Annotated in this window: 16 protein-coding genes; 7 read left to right on the top strand and 9 right to left on the bottom strand. The window is 51.8% G+C overall.

The window, feature by feature from the left end:
• Positions 1 to 26: 26 nt before the first annotated feature.
• Complete coding sequence (locus ACQ66Q_RS02910; protein ID WP_430455409.1) at positions 27 to 1,205, bottom strand: vWA domain-containing protein; 1,179 nt, start codon at positions 1,203 to 1,205, stop codon at positions 27 to 29.
• A complete protein-coding gene (locus ACQ66Q_RS02905; protein WP_430455408.1) occupies positions 1,205 to 2,047 on the bottom strand; it encodes an AAA family ATPase in 843 nt (280 codons plus the stop codon). Before ACQ66Q_RS02905 ends, ACQ66Q_RS02910 begins: the two co-directional genes overlap by 1 nt.
• A gap of 125 nt (positions 2,048 to 2,172) precedes the next feature.
• On the opposite strand from ACQ66Q_RS02905, the gene cysK reads away from it, so the two are divergent.
• Together cysK and ACQ66Q_RS02895 are read left to right on the top strand one after the other, a co-directional pair.
• Positions 2,173 to 3,141, top strand: coding sequence for a cysteine synthase A (gene cysK / locus ACQ66Q_RS02900; protein ID WP_430455407.1), 969 nt, complete (start codon positions 2,173 to 2,175; stop codon positions 3,139 to 3,141).
• Positions 3,142 to 3,272: 131 nt separating this feature from the next.
• Positions 3,273 to 3,755: a hypothetical protein gene (locus ACQ66Q_RS02895; RefSeq protein ID WP_430455406.1), complete on the top strand. Its 483-nt coding sequence runs from the start codon at positions 3,273 to 3,275 to the stop codon at positions 3,753 to 3,755.
• A 54-nt stretch (positions 3,756 to 3,809) separates the two neighbouring features.
• Here ACQ66Q_RS02895 and ACQ66Q_RS02890 read toward each other — a convergent pair whose 3' ends face one another.
• Together ACQ66Q_RS02890 and ggt are read right to left on the bottom strand one after the other, a co-directional pair.
• The gene (locus ACQ66Q_RS02890; RefSeq protein ID WP_430455405.1) at positions 3,810 to 4,547 is read right to left on the bottom strand and encodes an enoyl-CoA hydratase-related protein; all 738 of its coding nucleotides are present in this window, start codon (positions 4,545 to 4,547) and stop codon (positions 3,810 to 3,812) included.
• A gap of 44 nt (positions 4,548 to 4,591) precedes the next feature.
• A complete protein-coding gene (ggt, locus tag ACQ66Q_RS02885; RefSeq protein WP_430455404.1) occupies positions 4,592 to 6,292 on the bottom strand; it encodes a gamma-glutamyltransferase in 1,701 nt (566 codons plus the stop codon).
• A gap of 233 nt (positions 6,293 to 6,525) precedes the next feature.
• On the opposite strand from ggt, the gene rrtA reads away from it, so the two are divergent.
• Entirely contained in the window at positions 6,526 to 7,116 is a 591-nt protein-coding gene (gene rrtA / locus ACQ66Q_RS02880) for a rhombosortase (RefSeq protein WP_430455403.1), read from the top strand.
• Here the strand turns inward: rrtA and ACQ66Q_RS02875 are convergent.
• On the bottom strand, positions 7,113 to 7,781 hold the full coding sequence (locus ACQ66Q_RS02875) for an RluA family pseudouridine synthase (protein WP_430455402.1): 669 nt from the start codon (positions 7,779 to 7,781) through the stop codon (positions 7,113 to 7,115). The genes rrtA and ACQ66Q_RS02875 overlap by 4 nt on opposite strands.
• 102 nt (positions 7,782 to 7,883) lie before the next feature.
• On the opposite strand from ACQ66Q_RS02875, the gene ACQ66Q_RS02870 reads away from it, so the two are divergent.
• A complete protein-coding gene (locus tag ACQ66Q_RS02870) occupies positions 7,884 to 8,639 on the top strand; it encodes an RluA family pseudouridine synthase (RefSeq protein ID WP_430455401.1) in 756 nt (251 codons plus the stop codon).
• A 101-nt stretch (positions 8,640 to 8,740) separates the two neighbouring features.
• Positions 8,741 to 9,682, top strand: coding sequence for a Gfo/Idh/MocA family protein (locus ACQ66Q_RS02865; protein ID WP_430455400.1), 942 nt, complete (start codon positions 8,741 to 8,743; stop codon positions 9,680 to 9,682).
• Between the two features lie 57 nt (positions 9,683 to 9,739).
• Here the strand turns inward: ACQ66Q_RS02865 and ACQ66Q_RS02860 are convergent, their stop codons facing one another.
• Both ACQ66Q_RS02860 and ACQ66Q_RS02855 read right to left on the bottom strand, forming a co-directional pair.
• A complete protein-coding gene (locus ACQ66Q_RS02860) occupies positions 9,740 to 12,196 on the bottom strand; it encodes a prolyl oligopeptidase family serine peptidase (RefSeq protein ID WP_430455399.1) in 2,457 nt (818 codons plus the stop codon).
• 143 nt (positions 12,197 to 12,339) lie between these two features.
• Positions 12,340 to 12,945: an FMN-dependent NADH-azoreductase gene (locus ACQ66Q_RS02855; protein WP_430455398.1), complete on the bottom strand. Its 606-nt coding sequence runs from the start codon at positions 12,943 to 12,945 to the stop codon at positions 12,340 to 12,342.
• Positions 12,946 to 13,142: 197 nt separating this feature from the next.
• Here ACQ66Q_RS02855 and ACQ66Q_RS02850 point away from each other — a divergent pair, with 197 nt between their 5' ends.
• Entirely contained in the window at positions 13,143 to 13,811 is a 669-nt protein-coding gene (locus tag ACQ66Q_RS02850; protein ID WP_430455397.1) for a sigma-70 family RNA polymerase sigma factor, read from the top strand.
• Entirely contained in the window at positions 13,795 to 14,481 is a 687-nt protein-coding gene (locus ACQ66Q_RS02845; protein WP_430455396.1) for a ChrR family anti-sigma-E factor, read from the top strand. The genes ACQ66Q_RS02850 and ACQ66Q_RS02845 overlap by 17 nt, the downstream gene beginning before the upstream one ends.
• Positions 14,482 to 14,548: 67 nt before the next feature.
• On the opposite strand, the gene ACQ66Q_RS02840 is transcribed toward ACQ66Q_RS02845, so the two are convergent.
• On the bottom strand, positions 14,549 to 16,804 hold the full coding sequence (locus ACQ66Q_RS02840; RefSeq protein ID WP_430455395.1) for an aminotransferase class V-fold PLP-dependent enzyme: 2,256 nt from the start codon (positions 16,802 to 16,804) through the stop codon (positions 14,549 to 14,551).
• A gap of 418 nt (positions 16,805 to 17,222) precedes the next feature.
• Positions 17,223 to 17,939, bottom strand: coding sequence for a fatty acid metabolism transcriptional regulator FadR (fadR, locus tag ACQ66Q_RS02835; protein WP_208931122.1), 717 nt, complete (start codon positions 17,937 to 17,939; stop codon positions 17,223 to 17,225).
• Positions 17,940 to 18,048 lie beyond the last annotated feature (109 nt).

The following is an 18,048-nucleotide window of genomic DNA, read 5'->3' as shown; positions in this document are numbered from 1 at the left end:
CAACCGGTTCACGTTGCGGCAAGGCCTTAGTTTCTATGCTTTAACTGATTGATCGCGCTGGCTAAACCATCGAGAGTGAGACTAAACATCCGGCCCTGACACAACTTATTGATCTGTGCAATCGAGGCATAATGTGGCCACCAGCTTTCCGGTTGCGGATTGAGCCAAACCGCTTGCGGAAATTGCGTCAGTAACCGTTGTAACCAGACTTCACCGGCTTCAGTGTTATAGTGCTCAACACTGCCACCCGGATAGCTGATTTCATAGGGGCCCATCGTCGCATCGCCAACAAAAATCAGTTTGTAATCATGACCATAAGTGTGCAGAAGTTGTGTCGTAGTCACAGCATCCTGCGGCCGGCGTTTTTCATCGCGCCACAGCGTTTCATAAACACAATTGTGGAAATAGAAAAATTCGAGATGTTTAAATTCAGCACGCACGGCACTGAATAACTGTCTGCATTCATGAATGTAATCATCCATCGAGCCGCCGATATCAAACAATAACAACAGTTTAACCGCGTTGTGCCGCTCACGCTGGTAACGTAAATCGAGCAAGCCACCTTGTTTGGACGTGGCGCTGATGGTGTCATTTAAGTCCAGCTCATTTTCTGCGCCACTACGGGCAAAACGCCGTAGCTGGCGTAGCGCCAGTTGCAAACTGCGGTTGTTCAGTACTTCATCACTGCTCAGACTCTGGAACTGGCGCTTGTCCCAGACTTTGACCGCTCGCCTCGCGCCACTGCCTTGCTGGCCAATCCGCATCCCTTCCGGGTGAAACCCGTAAGCGCCAAACGGTGAACTACCACCGGTGCCAATCCATTTATTGCCACCGGCATGCCGGCCTTGCTGCTCTTCCAATCGTTCGCGGAAGGCTTTGAGCAAGGCATCCAGACCACCAAGGCTTTGCAGTGCGGCTTTGTCTTCGTCGGATAACTGCCGGATAAAACCCGGCGTCAGCCAGTCATCGGGAATGGCGCTGAGTAAATCCAGCTGCTCCACCCCATCGAAATACTCACCACAGGCGCGGTCGAACTTGTCATAGTCGGTTTCATTCTTGACCCAACACAGCCGGGCCAACTGATAAAACTGCTCCAAATCGGCAAACACCAGTTGTTGCTGCAGCGCGCGCAACAAATCTAGATATTCAGTGATACTGACTTTGACACCATGACGGCGCACCGTCAGAAAGAAACCGCTCAGCATCAGCGCGCCCGTTTTGCCATAAACAACAGTTTTTCCACCAGTGCAACATCTTGTTCGTTCTTTAACAAAGCACCAAACAATGGCATCAATCCGCCCGTCTCGCGGCTTTGTTTCAGCTGCTCTGGCGTGACCTGCTCGGCCAGCAGTAGTCGCAACCAGTCGATTAATTCGGATGTCGAAGGCTTTTTCTTTAACGCTGGTAGTTCACGCAGGCCAAAGAAACTCTGTAACGCTTCTGTCAGTAGAATTTTTGATAAACCCGGCAAGTGCACGTCAACAATTCGCTCTAAAGCCTCTGCATCCGGGAAACGGATGTAATGGAAGAAGCAGCGGCGTAAAAACGCATCGGGCAACTCCTTTTCATTGTTAGAAGTAATGATCACCACCGGCCGCTGCACCGCGCGAACAGTTTCACCGGTTTCGTAGACATCAAACGCCATCTGATCTAATTCATGCAGTAAGTCATTCGGGAATTCAATGTCCGCTTTGTCGATTTCGTCGATCAGCAACACCGGCCGTTTGGCCGCGGTGAAGGCTTGCCACAATTTGCCGGGTTTAATGTAGTTGGCAATATCATGGACCCGGGCATCGCCGAGTTGGCTGTCACGCAGCCGCGACACAGCATCGTATTCATACAGGCCCTGCTGCGCTTTGGTCGTCGATTTGATATGCCATTGCAGTAAATCAGTGTCGAGCGCAGCAGCTAAGGCTTTGGCCAGTTCAGTTTTACCGGTGCCGGGCTCACCTTTGATTAATAGAGGCTTTTGCAACGTCACTGCTGCATTCACTGCGAGCGCGAGCTCCGCCGTCACTATATATTGTGCATTGCTGTCGAAACGCATCTGAACCTCGGATTTGTTTGAATTGCTTATAACAGTAAGTTGTATAACTTATATCAAAACGCTACTTTCGTTTTTAATACCAGCGGGTATGCTGGGGCAAATTCTCTATATGTCTGGAGCTCTGTATGGCAAACATTTATGAAGACAACTCATTGTCAATCGGCCGCACGCCACTGGTCAAATTAAAACGTGTCACCACCGGTAACGTTTACGCGAAAATCGAAGCCCGTAACCCAAGTTTCAGCGTCAAATGCCGTTTAGGCGCCGCCCTGATTTGGGATGCGGAGAAAAAAGGCTTGTTAGGCCCTGGCAAAGAGCTGATCGAACCCACTTCAGGCAATACCGGTATTGCATTAGCTTTTGTCGCTGCAAGCCGTGGATACCCATTGACGTTGACCATGCCTGCGACGATGAGCTTAGAGCGCCGCAAACTGCTCAAAGCCTTAGGCGCCAATCTGGTGCTGACCGAAGGGCCAAAAGGCATGAAAGGTGCTATTGAAAAAGCCAAAGAAATTCAGGCGTCAGATCCAGACAAATATCTGTTGTTACAGCAGTTTGAAAACCCGGCCAACCCGCAAATTCATTTTGATACTACAGGCCCTGAGATTTGGAATGACACCGACGGTAATGTTGATGTTTTTGTCGCAGGCGTAGGTACCGGCGGGACTATCACAGGTGTGAGTCGTTATATCAAGCTGGAGAAAAAGCATCCACTGATTAGCGTTGCGGTAGAACCAGCCGATTCACCGGTCATTAGCCAAAAGCTGGCTGGTGAAGAAATCAAACCAGGCCCGCACAAAATTCAGGGCATCGGTGCAGGCTTTATCCCGGGCAACCTGGATCTGGAACTGATCGACCGCGTTGAAACTGTCAGCAACGACGACGCGATTGCAATGGCACACCGACTGATGAAAGAAGAAGGCATTTTAGCCGGTATTTCTTCTGGAGCTGCCGTAGTCGCCGCTAAACGTCTGGCCGAATCGCCAGAGTTCGCCGGAAAAAATATCGTGGTGATCCTGCCTTCATCGGCAGAGCGTTATCTGTCCAGCGCCTTGTTTGCCGACGTGTTTACTGAAGCTGAGCTGCAAGCCTGACCTTAATTGGTTAAGTCGCAAAAGGCTGCCTTGTGCAGCCTTTTTTGCTTTACAGCAAGCGTACGGAATCGCACACTGCTGGAAATTTCAGATTTAGTCATGGCGTTCTTTAAATGATAAATTGGCGTTCTATGGGCAGCATCGCTGCTGTTGTCCTGCTCACTGCTTGCGGTGATTCAACTCCGGCAAGTACAACCGCTCAAAGCGAGCCTGCTGTGCAGGCAGCTGCAGGCTCTGCTGCAACTGCTACAGATTCACCTGAACTAACCGCGGTCGACTTTTTTAAAGCCTTGTTGGTAAACAATGATATTAAAGAAGCAAAACGCCATGCGGTCCCATCCCTTAAGCGGGTACTGGATGGGTATGCCTCTGCCAAAGCTGTTGGCCGGACATTACTAAATATGAGTTTTGATCAGGTTGAAATTACCATCGAAGACACGAACAAGAATGTGCGCGAGTTTTATACCGATAAGGCTGATGTGATGCTGATTTTTACCGGCAAAAAGAACGACGAAAAAGTCGTCAATATGCGGATGGTGAAAATGGAGAAACATAACGGCAAGTGGCTGGTCGCCGTGATTAAAGACGACCCGTTTGCCCGCACCAAAATTTAACTGGCCAGATTTCTACACAGCCCGCTCTCCAGCGGGCTTTTTGTTTCACGCCGGTTAACGGCTGAAAAAACGGTTCAGCGCTGCCTTACAATCATCACTATGCAGAAGTTGTTCGAATTCAGCCAATTCTTGATGCAATACATGCTGTACCTGTTGCTGCATCGGTTGTTTCAGCAAACGTTTGGACTGCTGGACCGCCTGCGCCGGCAATGCCGCCAACTGCTGTGCTTTTTGCTGCGCCAGTGCCAGCAAAGTATCCGCAGTCGCCAACTGATTAACCAACCCCATCTGCAGCGCCTGTTCACCGTTAAACGCTTCACCGAGCAATAAATACTGCGCAGCACGCTGGTAACCGATTAGCCTAGGTAATAACAGACTGGATGCTGCTTCGGGACAAAGCCCCAGAGCCGTAAAAGGCAGCTGAAAGCGGGCATCTGCTGTCGCGTAGACCAAATCACAATGCAACAGTGCAGTGGTCCCAATGCCGATCGCCAGTCCCGCCACCGCCGCAACCAGCGGCTTATCAAACTGCGATAGTATGTGCAGAAACTGCACAGTCGGGTGCTCGTGATTAAGACTGCCACCGGCCAGAAAATCAGCCAGATCATTGCCGGCACAAAAACAATTATCACTGCCGGTCAACAACACCACACGAATATTGTCATCGCTGCTCGCCTGCTGCAAAGCTGAACTGAGTTGCTGATACATCGTTGCTGACAATGCATTTTTTTTCTCTGGCCGCGCCAGCGTCAGTGTCAGAACGCCTTGTTCTGCGACCGCAATAACACTCATGTTGGTTGTCCTTTATTTAACGCTCTTTATTTAATGCTGCTTGCTTATTGGCCTTTTGCCACACCTTCACGACGCGGATCCGCGCCCCCCAGCCAGCCAGCTTTATCCCGTTTAATCAGATGCAAACCACTGTTGAGTTCGGTGACGCGCACCTGATAGCCCATTTCCTGCAACGGCAAATGCACCAATGGCGTGCCTTCTTCTACAGCCAGTACATCATTGCGGTGAGTGAACTTTGCCAGATCTGCGGCTTGTTGTGGTCCCATTTGCCAGTCGATCATTGCCACCAGCGATTGCGCCACGTAGTTAATGATCCGACTGCCGCCTGGCGAGCCCGCGATCATTTGCAACTGATTATGTTTGTCAAACACTAACATCGGCGCCATTGATGACCTTGGCCTTTTGCCGGCTTCAACCCGGTTTGCAACCCATAAACCGTTGTCACGCGCCTGCAGAGAGAAATCGGTCAGCTGGTTATTCAGTAAATAGCCATTGACCATCAGGCCAGAGCCAAAGGCATTTTCAATACTGGTTGTCATACTGACAGCATTGCCGTCTTTATCGACTACTGACAAATGACTGGTATTAGCGTATTCCGGCGCTTTGGCCTCACCAAGCGGCACTGCACCTTCCGGCACACCGGCGGTAATTTGCGGGTTATCCGCTTTTGGGTTGATTTGGGCCGCGCGCTGCTTTAAGTAGGCCGGCGCCAATAAACCAGCGACCGGTACCGGGCTGAATGCCGGGTCCGCGGCGTAACGTTCGCGGTCGGCAAATGCCAGTCGGCTGGCCTGACTGATTAAATGCACAGCAGCGATGGACTCAGGCTTCAAGGTTTTTAGTTCAAAATGATTCAGAATACCAAGCATTTGCAGCACCGCGATGCTGCCAGAGCTTGGTGGCGCCATTCCACAGACTTTTACCTCACGGTACGGCGCACATACCGGCTCACGCCACAATGGCTGATAATTCTGCACATCTGCAGCCGTCATTTGACCTGGATTGATTGTTGCCTGATTCACTGCGTTGACAATCGCATTGGCATTGTCGCCCTGATAAAAAGCCCGGGGACCGTCTTTGGCAATATTGCGCAGTAATGCAGCATAAGCCGGGTTTTTACGGACGAAACCGACCGGCAGTGGTTTTCCATCCGGATAAAAATAGTCGCGGCTGTTGGTAAAACGCTGCAGACCCGGATGCCGGCTGCCTGACAGCAACATATGCAGGCGGGGTGACACTTTAAAGCCTTGCTCAGCCAACGCGATCGCCGGTGCGAACAGCTGCTCCCAGCGTAACTTACCAAATTTTTGCTGTGCTTGTGCCAGTGCCGCTATCACGCCCGGCGTACCGACGGCTTTACCGCCAACAAATGCCTGCGGCCAGTCCAGTAGTTTCCCATCCTGCACAAACCAGTCCGGTGTCGCCGCAGCAGGTGCGGTCTCGCGACCGTCCAGCGTATGCAATTGTTTCGTTTTGTCCTGCCACGCCAGCATAAACAAACCACCGCCAATGCCGGAGCTTTGCGGCTCCACCAATCCCAGCACTAATTGCATCGCGACAGCAGCGTCAACCGCACTTCCGCCTAGCTGCAACATCTGATAACCGGCATCGGACGCATAAGGATTTGCGGATACCACCATAAACTGACGCGCACTAACCTGCTGTTTTTGCAAAATGCCGGTTGCCGCCTCCGGATCCTGCTGACCTGCAGCCTGTGCCACAGTAATCAGCCCGAACGACTGCATCAATAAAGCGGATCCCCACAACAGGCGACAACAAAGACGACGATGAAACATAAGCAGACACAACTCTTTCAACTGCAAAAATCCACCATAACGCAGAACCGGCGCGCTCTGCAATGACATCAGCCGGTATAGGCCGGGGTTCTGCCGCACGCTTGGAAAATCAGTGTAAATCAGGTAAAACTAAAGCCACAATTGCGTTACACTGCATGCTGTTACCCAGTTGAGGTTCTGCTTTGAAGTTTTCTGCGTTATTTACCACTTGTTGTGCACCTTTAGCCTTGTTAGGGCTGACCCTGGTACTGGCAGTGTTCAGTACTGAATTGACCCCATTGTTACAGTTTGACCGGCAAGCCGTGTTCGCCGGCGAGTGGTGGCGGTTGTGGACTGGTCATCTGCTGCACACCAACAGCTGGCATCTGGCGATGAATCTGGCTGGACTGATGGTGATCACGATGCTACACGGCAATTATTATCAGCGTTGGCAGTTTTTGTTTTTACTACTCAGTGGTTTTTTACTGATCAGTCTTGGTTTATTGTTCTGGAGCCCGGCGATTGGTTTATATGTCGGTTTATCAGGTTGGTTACATACTTTATTGGTGTATGGCGCCTGTGAAGATGTACGGCGGCACTGGTCCAGTGGCTGGCTGATCTTAGCCGGTGTTGCAGCGAAGGTCGGTTGGGAACAGTGGCATGGCGCCAGTGGTGATTTGGTGTTGTTGATTGAAGCCGACGTCGCCACTGACGCGCATTTGTATGGCGCCATCTGCGGCGTATTACTGTTTGGTGTGTTACACAGCTTCCAGCAGATCCGTCGCCACGGTTAAAATGCCGGCGGCTGACTGAATTCGAGCCACTGACCACTTGTTGGATGATGAAATCCGATAAAACAGGCGTGCAAACAAAGGCGATCCGCCAGCTGCTGTAACGCCGGCGGTGCATAAAATTCATCACCCAAGATCGGGTGACCAAGACTGGCCATATGCAGCCGTAGCTGGTGCGAGCGGCCCGTCAGCGGTTCCAGCGACACCCGACTGATCTGATTGTCCGGCATGAAACTTAATCGCTGGTAATGGGTGACAGACGCTTTGCCCTGTTCGGCACAAATTTTATATAGAGGCCGGCGTGCCATATCTGCCGCGATTGGCAAATCGATTTCGCCTTCGAAGGGTATTTCTCCGGCCACTAGCGCCTGATATTGCTTGTTGACTGTGCGGGCCTGAAACTGCTTACTGAGTTCAGACAGCGCCTTTTTATGCAACGGTAACAACACAATACCCGACGTATCATAATCCAGCCGATGGACGACCTGCGCGGTGGGAAACTCGCACTGGACACGGCTTACCAGACAATCGCGGTTAGCCGGATGCCGGCCTGGCACAGTCAATAGCCGCGTGGGTTTATTGACGATCACTAAATCTTCGTCCTGATACAGTAATTGCCAGCGTTCAGTGGTGGCGGGCAATACCGCAAGGTCAGTCAGATCAGTCATACCAGGGCTCAAACAGGCTGCAAAGGCCGGCATTATAAAAGCAGCTGTTGCCGATCGCCAGAAATTCGCTAGAATCCGTGTTTTTGCTATCGAGCTGCCATTTTGTCTGACGCCTTTGTTTATCAGCCGCCCGGCGCGCCCTGGCCAAAAATCCTTTTTCAGGACAAAGATCTGCTGGTCGTAGAAAAACCATCCGGCCTGTTAAGTAATCCAGGCCGGGCTGACCACTTACAGGATTCAGTGCAACAGCGGCTGGCACAGCAATTTGACCCACTGTATCTGATCCACCGGCTGGACATGGCAACTTCAGGTCTAATGGTGTTTGCGCTGCGCAAAAAAGCTGAAGCTGCGTTAAAACAACAATTCGCCAGCCGACTCGTGGCAAAAACCTATCTGGCCCGTGTCGCCGGCATCCCGCGGGTACCGGACGGTTTCATTGATTTACCGCTGGCAGCGGCCCCGCAGCTCGCCACCGGACTGCCACCACGTCATCAGGTTTGTCTGGAGCATGGCAAGGCAGCGCAAACTTTTTACCGGTTATTGTGGCAGGATCGTTGTTCGGCGTTAGTGCAGTTAAAACCGATCACCGGTCGTTCACATCAGTTGCGAGTGCATCTGGCAAGCCTCGGCCACCCGATCCTTGGCGATACTATTTATGCCACACCTGAACAGCAACAAGCCGCACCACGCTTGTTGCTGCACGCCACTGAACTGAGCTTTAACCAGCCTTATAGCGGTGAGCGGCTGCACTTTGTTTGCCCGCCGCAGCTGCCGTTATTTGGCCCGGCTGAGTTACCAGCGCTGTTTTCCAGCGAGCAGATGTTGTGCCCAACTGACGATATACGGACGAGCGACTGACGGGCTGAACAGCGCCGCCTGCCCGGTCACGGCGCTTGTCACAAAGCTAGCGCTGCTGCACAATCCATATGGTATATCTCACGGATTTTTCGGGAAATTTTATGTTTCGGATCGCATTGGCCGGGCTTGGCGATATCGCGCAAAAAGCCTATTTACCACTGGTCTGCCAACATCCGCAGATCTCGCCGGTGTTATGCAGCCGCAATATCAGCGTGCTGCGTAGTTTAGCTCAGCAATACCGCATCGATGATTGTTACACCGATTTTTCGACCATGCTGGCAAGCCGCCCTGATGCGGTGATGATCCATAGCAGCACCAACAGTCATTTTCAGTTGGCGACGGCGGTGCTCGAAGCAGGCATCCCACTGTTTATCGACAAACCAGTCTGTGACTCACTGGCGCAAACCGAGCAGTTACTGACACTTGCTGCGAAACAAAACCTGCCGTTTGTGGTGGGTTTTAACCGTCGTTTTGCGCCACTTTATCAGGCGCCATTATGCGCCAAACCAGTGGAAGCAGCCTTACAAGCCCTGCATTATCAAAAACACCGGCATTTACACAGTGCACCACCCCGTCAGCTGATTTTTGACGATTTTATTCATCTGATTGATATCTTGGTGGTAGCGGCTGAGCTGACCGATATCACTGACCTCAGCATCCAGCAGCATTTTCTGCGCGATCAGCAACTGCTGCAAAAAGTACGGCTGCAATTTACTCATAGTGGCCGGGATTTTTGCGCTGTGATGGACCGGCGTGCCGGCGCCAGTTTTGAACGGCTCGAGGTTTTCGCCAAAGACCGGTACTGGCAGATTGATAATCTGCGTGGTGGTCAGCACAGTGTCGCCGGCACTTTACAACCACTCGGCTTTGGTGATTGGGTGCCCACCCTGACCCAACGCGGCTTCAACGCCATGCTGGACGACTGGCTGAGCGAACTTGCCGCCGGCAAGACCAATCTGCAGCGCCTGCAACAATACCGGATAAGTCACCAGATCGCAGAACAGCTGACCTTGGCTGCCGAAGCTTTTTTACAGCAGGCTTAAACAGCAAAAAGCCCCGGTTTGCGGGGCTATTGCTGGTGACAAAGCGTAGCCTGCCTGTTACAGCGTGCGGTCAAACAATTTTTCAATCCGGCGATATTCATCCAGCCAACTGCTCGGTTGACGGAAACCATGCGGTTCCACCGGGAAAATAGCCGTTTCAAAACTATTGATTTCATGTTCAATCAGCCGCTGAACTATGCGCACTGAATCCTGGAAAAACACATTGTCATCAACCATCGGCGAGTTAATCAACAGCTGGCCTTTTAAGCCTTCGGTGAAATAAATCGGCGAACTGCGCTCATAGGCAATAGGGTCAACATCGGGTGTATTGAGGATATTTGCCGTATACGGGTGATTGTAATATGCCCAGTCGCCAACCGGCCGCAGCGCCGAACCAGCTTTAAACAGCTCAGGTTGCTTAAACATCGCCATAAAGGTCATAAAGCCGCCGTAGGAGCCGCCATAAGTGCCAATCCGCGCCCGATCAACATGCGCATTATCGACCAGCCAGTTCACACCATCCGCCAGATCTTCAATTTCCGGAGTGCCCATCTGGCGATAAATCGCGGTACGCCAGTCACGGCCATAACCTTTTGATGCCCGGTAATCCATATCCAGCACCACATAACCTTTTTGTGTCAGCAGGTTATGAAAGAAAAACTCGCGGAAATAGCTGGACCAGCCTAAATCACTGTTTTGCAGATAACCGGCACCATGGTTGAAAATGACGGCGCGACGTTTTTCGCCTTGTTTGTAGTCTTTAGGCAAGTACAGCTTGGCATAAACCGGCGCTTTGCCGTGGCTTGAAGGCACTGCGACGACTTGCGGTGCCTGTAGCGCCATATTCTGCAGTTCTTTTGAAACGGTATAAGTCAGGCGTTTTAATGGCGCGCTGGGTTGGTTCTCCATCACATAAAGCTCTTCCGGCAGCAGTGACGTGGAATAACGCACCAGCAGCTTTTGCTCATCTGGCGACAGTTTAAACGTCAGATTGCCGCTGAGCTGGGTCAACGCAGTAGTTTTGCCACTGTCCAGCGCAACTTTATACACATTGTAGATGCCGGGATGCTGCACATTGGCGCGATAATAAACGCTGCGGCGGTCTTTACTCAGTACCGGCTGGCTCACTTCAAAGCTGCCGCTGGTCAGCTTTTTGGCCTCACCTTTGAGCGGTTTCAAATACAAATGCGAGTAGCCACTTTGTTCCGACAGGAAATACAGCTGGTTGTCATAGGCCCAGCCGAAGTTGTTAAAGTCGTAGTTAATCCAGGCTTCGTCATGTAAGCGGTGTTGTTCAACAAAACCGGCTTTTTTAAAATCGACAGTGGTTAGCCAGCGGTCTTTGTTGTCCCAGGCTTTTAGCATCAACGCCACCTGGCTGCCGTCGGCGTTCCAGCGAATCGCAGACTGATCCCAGCTCCAGTCGTTAATCAGCGTGATCGCGCGCGGCTTTTTCTCGGACTTATAGGTTTTGCCATCGCGTTTGGCGTTTTCCGCTTTGACACTGGCTAGCACATCTTCGTCAAAACCGGACAACACGTCTTGCTTCAGTTCTTTCGCTTCTGCTGTTACCAGGTCGACCAGGAAAAATTGCTCTGGTTCTGGTTTTTGATCGTTAACACGCCGGCGTACCGGCTGTGCGGCGATATCACCATTACCGGTGATGTAATTTGGCATGATATCGCGCTCGTCATTCCAGCGGGTTTTAGCACCTAACGCCAACACCAGCTTGCTGCCATCCGGTGACAACGCTGCGTCGGAAATTTGTTTATCTTTGCCAAGATAAACCGGTGCCACTGCCACAGTATTATTGGCTTTGCGCAGTGCTTCCTGCTGCTGGTACAAATCCACTGAGTTTTTATGCTCAAGCGCGACGAATTTAATCAGCTTATGCTGTTCTTCTGCCAGATAGCCTTGCGGGGCTGCCGGTGCAGTTGGCGCGTCTTCCAGTTTCAGACTGGCCAGTTGCACCTGCAAACCGCTATTTAAATCAACCGCATAAAAATCCCAGCCCTGGCGCCAGGCGACACGGCCGTCGTTCAAAAACTGCAGTGCCATTCGATTATCATTGCTACGCGTCAGCTGGCTGATCTTGCCGTCACTGAGGCTTTTGACAAACACATTGCCTTCGAAGATCCAGCCGGCAAATTTACGATCAGCGGAAAATACCTGCTCGGCAGCGCCGACATCGTCCAGATCATTTAACGCCACCTGTGTGCTCTGGCCGTTCTCAATGCGAACCTGATGCCAGTCGCGCAGCTCATTGCCGGCTTGTTTACGCTGATAAATCAGCGACTGGCTATCAGCAGACCAATAGGCCAGCTCCGGTTGGCGGCCGAGCCAATCCTGATGGGCCATCGCCTGTTCGATGGTCATAGCCACAGTGCCGCTCTGGCCCTGAATTTGTTGTGTTTGCAGGTTAAAGCGATCGGCTTCGCGTTCGGCGAATACCGGGGGCGTAGATAAAATGGCAGTTAAGGCGAGTGCAATGGCGCTGTACTGGAGTTTTTTCATGTTGTGTAGCCAGACCTGAGCTGAGATTGTGGACAGAGCCTGTTGTTATACAAAGCAAGTCCGCCAAATTCAATCTTCTGCGCCACAATTGCCAAAGACCGGGACCAAATGCCCGGCCTTAATGGCTGTTTAACTGGTCAGACTCAGGCTGCAAGGTCTGCCGTTAATGACTGGATTTGTGCACTGGCTGCAGACAACGCCTGCGCCGCGCTGTCAGGTCCCATGTTCAGGCCTTCTGCGTAGACGAAATGCAGATCCTTCAGACCAATAAAGTTGAAGAAGCTCTTGAGGAATGGAGTTTGTGAATCGGCGGGCAGGTCTTTGTAGATACCGCCACGAGTGGCAAATATCACCACCGGCTTGTCAGCCAGTAATCCGACCGGACCTTGCTCAGTATATTTAAAGGTAATACCAGCACGGGCCAAACGGTCAAACCAGGCTTTTAACTGGCTCGGCACGCCGAAGTTGTACATCGGTACGCCTAATAAAATGACATCCGCTGCCTGCACTTGGGCAATAGCGTTATCGGACAATGCTGCAAGCGCCGCTTGTTCCGGGCTGCGATTGTCGGCCGGCGTCATCCAGGCGCCGATTTCACCCATCGCCAGATGCGGAAAACTATCACTGACCAAGTCGAGGTCGTCACGACTAAAACCGGCCGGTAAGGCGTTGATAAACTGTTCGATCAGTTGGTTTGACTTGCCTTGCTCACCACTGACAGAACTTTGAACAACCAATACTTTTTTCATTTGCATATTCCTCGATGAATGTTGAAGCGGGTCTCAACGAATAAAACCAGCTTAAATTACATCTAATCGAAGGTATATCGCATTTAACCACACGTATCATTCTATATTTTAGAATGATATTTCTATGATACCGACTGAACCGGCACAACACACCGTGCGTATAAGCTGTACAACTCAGCGACCCGGAAGATTAAATAATGGATTTGATGATGACAGCAAGGCATCATGGCCCCGAACCTTCCACACCAGCACTGGTAACCGACAGGACATTGAATTTGGCGACGACTGAATCGGTAAGCCGTGACTTGGGCCAATGGGAACAAGCACTGGCACTGGTCGCACTGACCCGCGACAAACAGGCCTATCAGGAGCTGTTTGGTTACTTCGCGCCGCGGCTGCGGGCTTTTGGTATTAAAATGTTCGGCAACGAGCAGCAGGCTCTTGAAATGGTACAGGACACACTGCTGAATGTCTGGCAGAAAGCCGCTTTGTTCGACCCGACCCGTGGCTGCGCCTCAACCTGGATTTTTACTATCGCCCGAAATGTACGCTTTGACATGCTGAGAAAAAAGCAAAGTCGCAAGGACGATATTTCGGCTGATGATTTATGGGCGGACGGCGATTATCCGGAAGCAGAAGATCATCAGACGCAAAAGTGGGAACTGTGGCTGATCACAGAAAAGCTCGCGCCACATTTTGCTGCACTGCCGCCTGCGCAGCGAACCGTGATGGAAAAAGTGTATCTCGAAGAGATGTCACATCAGGAAGTATCCGATTTGTTAGGCATTCCGCTGGGTACCGTGAAATCCCGTATCCGTTTGGCATTAGACCGATTAAGAGAGGCGCTGGATGACTCAGAGCGTTAATCATCACCCGAGCATCAGCCTGCTTGAATTGTATTGTGATGGCAGTCTGAACGCAGAAGTAGCCCTGCTGGTGGCAACCCATTTGGACTATTGTCCACATTGTCAGCAGCTGCGGCACGATATTGAAACCGATTTAGGCGCTCAGCTCGCTGCATCTGCACCCGCGTCGCAAGATTTGCATAGCGCAGACTGGCTGGAGATGCTGAACAGTATTGTGGCTACACCGCAATTGCCGGTTGCAGCTGCAGCTCCAGCGCAATCTGTTGAGCAACTGATTCAAATTGGTGGGTACCAGTTTGAGTTGCCGCGTAGTTTGCGCAGAGTTGCATCAAAACGCAGCAAGTGGCTCAGCATGGGCGGTATTGCGACAGCGCGCCTGCCCTCCGGCGAGCCACATCATGCGTCTTTACTCTTTATCGACAAACACACTGATGTGCCGTTGCATACGCATCAGGGTCTGGAGATGACCTTGGTACTGTCCGGGGAAATGGTTGATGAAAACGGCCATTATGTGCCGGGTGATTTAATTATCAACTCACCGGATGACACGCACAAACCGCGCAATATCAGCGATGAACCTTGCTTGTGTTTGTCGGTGCTGAGCGCCCCACTGCAGTTTAAAGAAGGCCTGACCCGCTGGCTGAATCCACTGCAACGCTTTTTTTATTGAGCGCCAGCCAAAGGCCGACAAAAAACCCGCTCAATGCGGGTTTTTTATTGTTCCGGTATTGGTCAGCTTAACTTAACAACGCCACGCCACCCTTAAGATTATAAACCTGCTCAAAGCCAAGCCGGTTCAGGATCTTTGCCGCCAACAAACTCCGGTTCCCTGAGCGGCAAACCAACAACAGCTGCTGCGACGGATGTAGCGCGCCACTCATCAATGCCCATGCCAGTTGCGACAACGGCCAATGTTGTACTGCTGCGCTCGAAGGCAACAATGGCGCCAGTTCACCGGCATTCTGTTCATGTGGCTCGCGCACATCAACAATCTGCAACGTCGGATTACGTAACAACAATGATGCAATTTCGGCCGGTCCAATCAATGCTTTGGCATCAGAATAACTGACTTCGACGATGCCACATTGGTACTGGCTTTGTTGTTGTAACGACAAGGCTTGCTGCTGCAAAGTCTGCTGCCAGGCGTCGGTCAGTGTGCCGCTGTTGACCAAATCAACCAGTCCAGGTACTTCCTGACATACCAGCTGCCAGGTGGTGAAAAACCGCTGCGCGTAATCGTGACTGGATAACAACAGGGTTTCGCCGTGCAGCACGGCTTTTAAACGCTGTAAGCTATGCACAAACTCTTGGCTGTCCGCACCAGCCAGGTCAAGCCGGCCAAAACCGCCGGGTAACAACAGATCACCAACAAAAGCGCCGAGGATCTGCTGCTGCTGATACAACAGATAGCTCTGACCATCCGGACTATGGCCGGGCGTGGCCAGGCGCTGTAAGTGATAGTCACCGATCTGCAGACTGTTCATGGCCAGTGGCCAGCCCAGCAGATCTGAATCTGCTTGCATGTTGGAGTGTCCTAAGGCGTTTAACAGGTCCAGCCGCACCGACGGGTGATCCTGATGCTGATGCGTCTCCAGTACGGCCTTTAAATGCAAACCCTGCCCCTGCACCAAATTTACCAGCCGATTTACCAGCGGTTCAACCGGATCTATGATGACAGCGTCCCGACTTTGCGGGCATACCAACAGATAGCTGCATAAATCTTCGTACTTAAACTGACTTAAACCCGGCAATGGCGCAGAGACAGTCGTTTGCGCATCGCTAAGCACCAGGCAACAGTTGCGTACCACTGGAACCAGCCGGCGAATGGCGGCACAGGCAGCGGCCAGCTCAGCCGAACTCATCGCCGGTCCAAAGGATAGCCGCACCGCCCCTTCACTGCGCCAGGACGCCAGTCCCATCGCATCAAGTACAAAACTGCCGGTGGCTTTAGAACTACAGGCTGATCCGGCACTGACGCGAATACTGCCGGCATCGAACAAGTCCAGAATGTCTTTACTCAAAAACCCAGGCACTGAAAAATTGATCGTCGTCGGCACGATATATGGAACATCACTATTCAACACCAGTTGCGGAAATAATTCCGTCAGTGCGGCAAGCAATTGCTGGCGATACTGCCACAGAAGCGCTTCGCTTTGAAAAACCGAACCCGTTGGCTTTAACAATTCAGTGAAGATGGCATGTAGCGCCGCGATACCGGGCAGGTTTTCAGTACCGGAACGTGCGCCACTTTCCTGACCGCCGCCGGCGATAAATGGCTGGTACGGGGTGTTCTGCCGGACATACAAAAAACCGATTCCTTTAGGTGCATACAACTTGTGACCGCTGAACGGCGCATAGTCAATGCTGGTATTGGCAATATCCAGGCTCATTTTGCCCAGTGCCTGCACACAATCGACCATCCAGCGCACTTGTGGATTCACAGTGCGGATCAGCTGTTCCAGTTTTAACAAGTCTTGCTTGACACCGGTTTCATTGTTGGCCGCCATGGTGCAGACCATCGCTGCTTTGGGCAGCAACAATGCCAAGGCCTGCTCGTCGATGATGCCGTGGCAGTCAACAGGGATCGCTTGCACCGTCGCGCCAAGCTGCAACACCTGATTCCAGTGCTTCAGACTTTCGGGTACGGCTTTGTGTTCGGTCGCACCATATAGTAACAAGGTGTCAGGACCGCTTAGACCACGGCTACGCGCATCCAGCAGCGCCGACACAATGGATGTCTGAATCCCCTCGGTCGCACCAGAGGTAAACACAATCTGCCCGCTACTGGCGCCAATCACCTGACGTGCCAGGTGCCGGGTCAGTTCCAGCTCCACTTTGGCCTTAATACCGGTACTGTGACTACTGCTTGGGTTGCCAAAACAGGTCTGCATATGATGCAACACCGCTTGGGCGGCGCAAGGTAGCACGGCCGTTGTCGCATTGTTATCCAGATAAACTTCCGCCTGACAGCGGCTATCGCGATGTTGCAACATGATGTGACCTATATAACCAGATGGAATATCTTATATTCGATAATGATATGGAGTTCAGCCATGCCTGACAAGACATTATTGGCCCGACAAGTGCGGATTGCTATGCATCGCGCGAAATCATGACAACAGCGACGGTGAAGCGGTGGCAAGCGCTGGATGCGCGGGCTGTGCATCAGCGAAAAACTCTGAGTACCACCTACCAGCATGTTCCTCAGTCATTTGTGGAGCAAATCACATTAAACCATGGATATCAGCGACAAACTCCGGGTACCGCATACCGGCATTTTCCCCAGTCCTTTGCGGAGCAAATGACGTACAACCAGCGATAGGCCAAATTGTTGGCCTATCGAATTCCCGGATTCACTACACCATCCATCACTGGAGATAAAAAAAACGCCGCATTACGCGGCGTTTGGTATTATTCGACCAGATCTTTTGGAATGTCCGGACGCAATGCGGACCAGACTTTGCCGGATTCTTTACCATATTTGCGCACAGCAAATACCACTTCATCATGTTTGCCGGCTTCTGCATACAGTTTCAGCTGATGATAATAGCGCCGCGCCAGTTCACGTGATTCCGGCTGAGAAAAGTAAAAGGTGGCGATACGACGATACAGGCCACGGAAACCATTAAGGATAAGCACATAAATCCGGTTCGCAGAGTGCAGAGCCAGTTCGTGATTGAGGTTGTAATCAAAATCGGCAAATGCTTCCGGCGTATCTTCCAGCTGTTCAGCACCAGCAAAAGCAGCTGCGGCTTCCGCTTGGTGGTTTTTGATCGCGCCACGGATATAAATGGCGCTGATATTGGTGCGGGCAGATAACAATTCATCAACCAGTTCCGGCATCCGATCCTGATCAAGCCGGGCCAGCGTCTCAAGAATATTCAGACCTGAGGTTTCCCAGAAGTTATTCACCCGGGTTGGTTTGCCATGCTGAATCGTCAGCCAGCCATCCCGCGCCAGACGCTGCAACACTTCCCGTAACGTCGTCCGGGTGACGCCGATCAGCTCAGACAGCTCGCGTTCAGCTGGCAAAATGGAACCAGGCGCAAACTTGCCGTTCCAGATCGATTCAACGATATACTCTTCAGCGAAGCCTGCAGGGCTCTGGGCTTTGATCAGATTTGTCATCCGGATTTGTCCGTTATTGTTGTAATGAATGGAAAATTGGCACTGATTGTACCAGAGGCGGTTCAGTTAACAAGCCATGGGCAGAAAATTGCAATCACGGCAAAGGATG

Source organism: Rheinheimera sp. (genome assembly GCF_965283995.1).
GTDB lineage: Bacteria > Pseudomonadota > Gammaproteobacteria > Enterobacterales > Alteromonadaceae > Pararheinheimera.
The sequence above is the reverse complement of the archived record's forward strand: the minus strand, read 5'-3'. Positions and strand labels throughout refer to the sequence as shown.